Genomic DNA, 6,223 nt, shown 5'->3' on the forward strand with positions numbered 1-6,223 from the left:
AACCGGCGGGATCGAGACATCGAAGGGCGGGCGCGGAACGCGCGGCCGCGGGATGGGCTGGGGCGGCCGTTGCCCTATGGGGCGTCCGGCGTCGAGCGGCAGCCCGAGGGGGTGGTGCGGGCGCCGGACGAGACGCTGCGGGAGGCTCAGCGGCTGCTCGACGCGGGGATGCCGTTCCACGCGCACGAGGTGTTCGAGGACGCGTGGAAGTCGGGGCCCGACGAGGAGGAGGCGCTGTGGCGTGGGATGGCGCAGCTCGCGGTGGGGCTCACGCATGCCGCCCGGGGCAATACGACGGGCGGGGCGCGGCTGCTGCTGCGGGGCGCCGAGCGGATCTCCGGGTACGAGGCGCCGTACGGGATCGATGTCCGCGGCCTGACCTCCTGGGCCCGTGAGCTGGCGGAACGGATCGAGGACGCCCCCATCGACGCCGCTGTCGAGGCCCCGCGCCTGACGGGGTCCGACCGCCCCTGAGGGCGGCCGAAGGGTGGTGAGCGACACTCCGGAACAGACCGGTCAGCCATACCCTCGTCCGGGCCTGAGCTCCCGCGCGTCGACGAGTCGCTGGTCGCGCACCGCCACGGGTACGCGTACTCCGTCTCGGCCGGTGAGATGTGGCGGGCTTAGGGCCCCGTCGGGGCACGAGCCGGGTCCACCGCTTCCCGAAGGGCGCGGCGACGTCGGAGGCCGTCTTCGTGCCGTCGCGTACGGCATCGACATAGGGGTCACCGAAGCCGGAGTCCGAGCCGGAGGACGACGCTGCACGACGGCGTACGTCCACAATCCGGCCGGACAGCGACGGGCAGCCGGGGCGTCGTCCCGGTCAGTCCTCGACCAGGACGACCTCCAGCGTGCGCGGGCCGTGCACACCCTCGACCCGGTCCAGCTCGATGTCACTCGTGGCCGACGGCCCCGAGATCCAGGTCAGCGGCCGGGTCGGGTCGAGCCGCGGCATCGCCTGCGGTACGGAGGCGACGACCTGCTCCGGCGCCCGGACCACGACGATGTGGTGGTCCGGTACGAGTGAGATACGGCGCCGGCCCTGGTCGGGGCTGCCGTCCAGGACGATCGTGCCGGTCTCCGCGATGGCCACGGCGCAGCCGGTGACGACGCTGTCGACCTCGTCCAACTCCCGTGCGGTGGAAGCCTCCCGGTCGTGGATCCGGGTCGGATCGGCGGCGGCGAGCCACCCCGGCGGCAGGCCGGGCGGCACGAGCACCGTACGGGAGCCGTGCTCGGCGAGCAGGCGCATCAGCAGGTCCGAGAGCCCGGCGGAGTCGGTGCGGTGGACGAGGGCGCGGTAGTCGGCGAGGTTCTCGGCCAGCAGGTCGACCATGCCGGCGTCAGGGGTGTGCGTGTCGAGGTAGTCGCGCGTGACCTCGGGAGCGTCTGGCGCGTCGGCGACAGCCGCGCGGACCCGGGCCAGGATGCGCTCCCGCGAGCCGGATCCGGCTCGGGCTCCGGCTCCGGCTCCGGCTCCGGTGGAGTCGGCTGTGGTGCTCATCAGGGCTTCTCCCCCTCGGACTTGGGTGACCCGTCCGGCTTCGGCTTCCGGTTCTTCTTCCACCAGTCGCGGAACGGCTCCGCCGGCATCTCCGGCAGTTCCCTGCTCCGCGTCCACGCCCCCGCGCCGGGCAGCTTCGACGGGTGCAGCCTGCGCGTCTTCGACGCGACCCGCTCCCCCGCCCCCAGCACGCCGGGATGGTCGAGCACCCACCCGGCCGCCTTGATCGCGGCCTTTTCGAGCCGGTGACCCTTGCCGCCCTGATCGGCGACCCGCTCCCGCAGGTGCACCAGCACCTCGGGAATGTCGATCGCGACCGGGCACACCTCGTAGCAGGCGCCGCAGAGCGACGACGCGTACGGCAGTGAGGCGTCGATCTCGCTCTGGGTGCCCCGGAGTTGGGGGCTGAGGATCGCGCCGATCGGCCCCGGATAGACGGAGCCGTACGCGTGCCCGCCGGCCCGCTCGTACACCGGGCAGACGTTGAGGCAGGCCGAGCAGCGGATGCAGCGCAGCGCCTGGCGGCCGACCTCGTCGGCGAGGGTGTCGGTGCGGCCGTTGTCGAGGAGGACGAGGTGGAAGGTCCGCGGCCCGTCGCTGTCGGCGGTGCCCGTCCAGGTCGAGGTGTACGGATTCATCCGCTCGGCCGTCGAGGAGCGCGGCAGCGTCTGGAGGAACACCTCCAGATCCCGCCAGCTCGGCACCACTTTCTCGATGCCCACCACGGAGATCAGCGTCTCGGGCAGCGTCAGACACATCCGGCCGTTGCCCTCGGACTCGAAGACGACGAGCGTGCCGGTCTCGGCGACCATGAAGTTGGCGCCGGAGATTCCGACCTTCGCGCGCAGGAACTTCTCCCGGAGGTGGAGCCTGGCCGCCTCGGCGAGGTCCGCCGGGATGTCGGTGAGGCCGTGGGGCGCGGCCCGGCCCCAGTCGGCCATCTTCGCGCGGAAGATGTCGCGGATCTCGCCGCGGTTGCGGTGGATGGCGGGGACGAGGATGTGGGAGGGCCGGTCGTCGCCGAGCTGGACGATCAGTTCGGCGAGGTCGGTCTCGTACGCCGCGATGCCCTCGGCCTCCAGCGCCTCGTTGAGACCGATCTCCTGCGTGGCCATCGACTTGACCTTGACGACCTCGGTCTCGCCGGTGGCCTTGACCAGGTCCGCGACGATCCGGTTGGCCTCGTCGGCGTCGGCCGCCCAGTGGACGGTGCCGCCCGCCGCCGTGACCCGTTCTTCCAACTGGACGAGATAGCGGTCGAGATGGCGGAGCGTGTGGTCCTTGATCTGCTTCCCGGCCTCGCGGAGCTCGGCCCAGTCGGAGAGTTCGGCCACGGCCTTGGCGCGCTTGTCGCGGATGGTGTGGGTGGCGTGGCGCAGATTGCCGCGCAGGGTCTTGTTGTGCACGGCCTCCTTGGCCGCCCGCGGGAAGGACGGCATACCGACGAACGTCCCGCTCATACGAGGGGCTCCTCTCGGGTGCTCGCCAGGATGTCGGCGAGATGCAGGGCGCGCAGCGGTGCTTCCTCGCGGCGCAGTACGCCCCCGATGTGCATCAGACAGGAGTTGTCGGCGCCGCACAGAACCTCGGCGCCGGTGGAGACGGCGTTGCTGACCTTGTCCTGGCCCATGGCGGTGGAGACATCGGAATTCTTCACGGCGAAGGTGCCGCCGAATCCGCAGCATTCGTCGGCGCCGGGCAGCTCGCGCAGTTCCAGTCCGTCGACGGCTTCCAGCAGGCGGCGCGGTCTGTCGCCGAGGCCGAGGAGGCGCAGGCCGTGGCAGGAGGGGTGGTAGGTCACCGTGTGCGGGAAGTACGCGCCGACGTCGGTCACTTCGAGGACGTCGACAAGGAATTCGGTCAGCTCGTAGGTGCGGGTGGCGAGGGAGGCGGCCGAGGCGTCGCCGATCTTCGGGTAGTGCTGCCGGACCATGGCGGCACAGGATCCCGAGGGGGTCACCACGTAGTCGTACCCCTCGAAGGCGGCGGCCGTACGGCGCACGAGCGGCTCGGTCTCCTTGCGGTAGCCGGTGTTGAACTGTGGCTGTCCGCAACAGGTCTGAGCCTCGGGGAAGTCGACCTCCACTCCGAGGCGTTCGAGGAGCCGCACGGTCGCGATCCCGGTGGACGGATACACCGCGTCGTTGACGCAGGTGACGAAGAGAGCGACACGCATGGCCGGAGCATATGTCGGGGCCCCCGGCGAACGTAAGACCCGCGCATACATCCGATGTCTCTATGGGGCGGGCAAGGCTGTCGGCGCCATGGCGGGCAAGGCTGTCGGCGTCATGAGGCAGACTCGGGCCGGTGAGACAGATCTATGTGATCGGCATCGGCGCGGGCGACCCGGATCAGCTGACCCTCCAGGCGGTCAAGGCGCTGAACCGGGTGGACGTCTTCTTCCTCCTCGACAAGGGCGAAGCGAAAGCGGACCTGATCCGGCTGCGGCACGACATCCTCGCGGAGCACATCGCGGACGGCCGGGAGTACCGGCTGGTCGAGGCGCGCGATCCGGACCGGGACCGGACGGCCGGCGGCGCCGACTACTCCCCGGCAGTTGGCGACTGGCGTACCCGGCGCGCCGACATCTACGAGCGGATGATCACCGACGAACTGCGCGAGGACCAGGTCGGTGCGTTCCTGGTGTGGGGCGATCCCGCGCTGTACGACTCCACGCTCGGCATCCTGGACGAGATCCTGGCGCGCGGCACGGTCGGCTTCGAGCACGAGGTGATCCCCGGCATCAGCAGCGTCTCGGCGCTGCTCGCCAAGCACCGCACGGGGCTGAACCGGGTGGCGCGCCCCGTGCAGATCACCACGGGCCGACGGCTGGCGGAGGCGTGGCCGCAGGGGGTGGACGACGTGGTGGTGATGCTGGACGGGCACCAGTCGTTCCGTCACTACCTGGCGGAGGACCCGGTCATCCACTGGGGCGCGTACGTCGGTACGGCGGACGAGATCCTGGTCTCCGGGCGGCTCTCGGAGGTCGCGGACCGGATCGTGGAGCTACGGGCGGAGGCCCGCGCGCGCAAGGGCTGGATCATGGACACGTATCTGCTGCGGCGGGACTGAGGCCCAAGCGGTCCAGTGCGGCTCGTACGTCGGCCACTTCCGGTACGCCCTCGGGCGCGGGCGGCCTCTCGACCATCACCACGGGCAGGCGGAGTTCGCGGGCGGCGGTGAGTTTCGCGACGGTGGCCGATCCACCGCTGTCCTTGGTGACGAGGACGTCGACCCGGTGTTCGAGCAGGAGCGCGGTCTCGCCCTCGACGGTGTACGGGCCCCGGTCCAGCAGGATGCGCGTGCTGCGCGGCAGGGGCGGCTCGGGCGGTTCCACGGTGCGTACGAGGAAGTGCAGCCCGTCCAGTTCGGGGCCCGCGAAGGCGGCGAGGCCCTGACGCCCGGTGGTGAGGAAGACGCGTGTGCCCCCGCCGAACGCCGGAAGCCGCGCGGCGGCGTCCGCGAGCGAGCGGGCGGGGTGCCTGCGGTCCCGCGGGTCGGCGGGCCAGCCGGGGCGGCGCAGAGCGAAGTGGTCGGTGCCGGAGGCTGCCGCGGCCTGGGCGGCGTGGGCGCTGATGCTGGCGGCGAAGGGGTGCGTGGCGTCCACGAGGACGTCGATACGGTGCGCGACCAGCCACGCGGCGAGGGCGTCGGGCCCACCGAAGCCGCCGACGCGCAGGTCGCCGGTGGCGGGGGCGCTCGGGTTGGTGACGCGCCCGGCGAGGGACGTGGTGACGTGCGCGTGGGGGGCTTCGGCAGCGAGCGCGTCGGCGAGGCGACGGGCTTCGGTGGTGCCGCCGAGGATCAGCACGCGCAGGTCGTGGGGCATGGGGACGAGGCTACGGGGGTGGCAGGGGGACAAGGACGCGGGCTCCGGCCCGTACGGCCGCCCAGTCGGTGTCGCACTCGCGGTCCAGGGCGCGGCGGAGCCAGGTCGCCCGGTCCTGCTGTTCGTGGCGGAGGTGACGGAGGTCGATCTCGACGCCGGGTGGGGGTCCGGTGGCTTCGAGGGCGGTGACGCGCGCTTCCATGGCCGCGAAGAGGTCGCGGTGGAGGCTGGTCACGGCCGCGATGAAGTCGGTGGTGAGGAGGGTGACGCGGCCGGCGGCGGGAGCGGTGAACTCGTGGTCCTCGTCCCGGTCGTATGCCCAGGTGACGGTCATGAGGTCGTCCCCGGACTCCCCCGCGGTCCGCCACCAGCGGATGTGGGGCGCGGACTGCGAGTACCCCATGTCGAGGCTGTGTTGGCCGTACCAGTCGGCCGCGGCCTCGGTGTCGGGACGGTCGGACGGGAGCCATGCCATGAGGTCGCCGGCCACGAAGGGGACCAGGTCCGCCGGCACCGGCTCAAGCGCCGCCGGAAGTGCGTCGAGCACGTCCTCCCAGAGCCGGACCACGTAGTAGTCGACGTGCGTGCCGTCGGTGTGGCGGAAGAGGTGGTGGCCGTCGGCTTCAAGGTCGTACCAGCCGTCGGTCAGGCTGAACCAGGACAGGGAGGGGGTGTCGCCTCCCCACGGCCGGATGTCCTTCACGGGTGTCAGCCCGAACCGAAACTGGATCACGGACCGAGTCTCGCAGATGAGGGCACGCGCCGTAATGCGCGGTCCTAGGTCGTGTCTTCGAAGTAGCGCCGTCCGCCCGCAGGGCGGGGCCCGCGGCGTCTGGTGCGGTGCATCGCAAGGCGGAGGACCGGCCTCGTACCGGGCGTACTCGGCCGAC

The 6,223-nt window shown here is 71.8% G+C and carries 7 protein-coding genes; 2 read left to right on the forward strand and 5 right to left on the reverse strand.

What is annotated here, in order from left to right; genetic code table 11:
* On the forward strand, nucleotides 1-474 hold a 474-nt coding region (locus P3L51_RS34400; protein ID WP_354609291.1), incomplete at its 5' end, for a DUF309 domain-containing protein.
* Between the two features lie 349 nt (nucleotides 475-823).
* On the opposite strand, the gene P3L51_RS34405 is transcribed toward P3L51_RS34400, so the two are convergent.
* From P3L51_RS34405 to P3L51_RS34415, 3 genes are read right to left on the reverse strand one after another with little or no spacing between them, the layout of a single operon-like run.
* On the reverse strand, nucleotides 824-1,504 hold the full coding sequence (locus P3L51_RS34405; protein WP_354609292.1) for a LutC/YkgG family protein: 681 nt from the start codon (nucleotides 1,502-1,504) through the stop codon (nucleotides 824-826).
* Nucleotides 1,504-2,964, reverse strand: coding sequence for a LutB/LldF family L-lactate oxidation iron-sulfur protein (locus P3L51_RS34410; RefSeq protein WP_354609293.1), 1,461 nt, complete (start codon nucleotides 2,962-2,964; stop codon nucleotides 1,504-1,506). The genes P3L51_RS34405 and P3L51_RS34410 overlap by 1 nt, the downstream gene beginning before the upstream one ends.
* A complete protein-coding gene (locus P3L51_RS34415) occupies nucleotides 2,961-3,680 on the reverse strand; it encodes a (Fe-S)-binding protein (RefSeq protein WP_354609294.1) in 720 nt (239 codons plus the stop codon). The genes P3L51_RS34410 and P3L51_RS34415 overlap by 4 nt, the downstream gene beginning before the upstream one ends.
* 131 nt (nucleotides 3,681-3,811) lie before the next feature.
* Here P3L51_RS34415 and cobF point away from each other — a divergent pair, with 131 nt between their 5' ends.
* A complete protein-coding gene (gene cobF / locus P3L51_RS34420) occupies nucleotides 3,812-4,576 on the forward strand; it encodes a precorrin-6A synthase (deacetylating) (RefSeq protein WP_354609295.1) in 765 nt (254 codons plus the stop codon).
* Here cobF and P3L51_RS34425 read toward each other — a convergent pair.
* Together P3L51_RS34425 and P3L51_RS34430 are read right to left on the reverse strand one after the other, a co-directional pair.
* Entirely contained in the window at nucleotides 4,545-5,333 is a 789-nt protein-coding gene (locus P3L51_RS34425) for a cobalt-precorrin-6A reductase (protein WP_354609296.1), read from the reverse strand. The two genes, cobF and P3L51_RS34425, sit on opposite strands and share 32 nt — an antisense overlap.
* 10 nt (nucleotides 5,334-5,343) lie before the next feature.
* Nucleotides 5,344-6,066, reverse strand: coding sequence for a DUF5984 family protein (locus tag P3L51_RS34430; protein WP_354609297.1), 723 nt, complete (start codon nucleotides 6,064-6,066; stop codon nucleotides 5,344-5,346).
* Nucleotides 6,067-6,223 lie beyond the last annotated feature (157 nt).

The sequence above is a fragment of the Streptomyces panacea genome, from assembly GCF_040560175.1.
GTDB lineage: Bacteria > Actinomycetota > Actinomycetes > Streptomycetales > Streptomycetaceae > Streptomyces > Streptomyces panacea.